This is a genomic window from Mesorhizobium sp. M8A.F.Ca.ET.021.01.1.1 (assembly GCF_003998025.1).
Classification (GTDB): Bacteria; Pseudomonadota; Alphaproteobacteria; order Rhizobiales; family Rhizobiaceae; genus Mesorhizobium.
The window spans coordinates 1-839 of the sequence record NZ_RZSJ01001023.1 but is presented as its reverse complement, the minus strand read 5'-3'; the positions used below and the strand labels follow the sequence as shown (position 1 = coordinate 839).

The window sequence follows — 839 nt, the reverse complement described above, 5'->3', positions numbered from 1 at the left end:
CGGTCGCATACATCATGCCCAGTTCGAAAAGAATGTCGGCCTGGGCAGTTGCCCCCATGGCGCCGAAGCCTGCTTCAAGCATTTCAAAACGTGCCATTTTAGTCCCCTGTCTGGCTCCCGAGAGCTGCCTCCGTTTGTCTTGTCCGGGGGCGCTCTTTCGATGCTTTCGAGAATGCCGCGCAGGCTTGAATCCGTCGTTAAATGGCGTGCTTAATTTGAGGAAAACAAAGCTAAAACAAGAGGTAAACACGGAAATTCGTTAAGGATACGAAACCAGCAATTCGGCTGGTTTTCGCCAAATTTGACGAAAATTTTCAGGACCCCGATCAACACTCCGCTAACCACGGGAAACAAACACGACGCGGCGATCGTTTCCGTTTCCGTCCCGACAGAGCGAATTCAGCCGCTTTCAAAACGCCAAAGTCTTCCGTTGCGGCACCGCTTTTGTTTTGACGGAAGCTGGACTAGCTTACGTTTGCGTAAGCGGCAGACCGGCGAGGCGGGGCATCCGGCCGGCTATCCAAACGGAGGAAGACATGTTTCGAAAAGTGAGCCTGGCCCTGGCGGCCACTTTGATGCTGAGCGGCGCGGCATGGGCCGATCCGATCGAGGGCAACTGGAAAACGCAGGCAGGCGACACCGCGGCCATTTCAGGCGGCGATTCATTTTCCATTACGCTCAAGTCCGGTAAATATGCCGGCAAGACCATCGGATCGCTCAAGGCGGCCGGCGACAACAAATATACCGGCAACATCACCGATCCGGCAAACGACAAGACCTATTCCGGCAAGGCGACATTGGCTGGCACCTCGCTCAAGATGAGCGGTTGCGTGCCTGTC

General features: G+C 55.3%; 1 protein-coding gene and 1 pseudogene. One reads left to right on the top strand and one right to left on the bottom strand.

Features of this window, described 5'->3' with window-relative positions; translation table 11 throughout:
- Positions 1-97 (bottom strand): annotated as a pseudogene (locus EOA36_RS39015) (sel1 repeat family protein); the annotation flags it as partial.
- A 439-nt stretch (positions 98-536) separates the two neighbouring features.
- Here EOA36_RS39015 and EOA36_RS36330 point away from each other — a divergent pair.
- Positions 537-839: DUF2147 domain-containing protein (locus EOA36_RS36330; RefSeq protein WP_145969548.1), on the top strand; the 303-nt coding region annotated here is incomplete at its 3' end.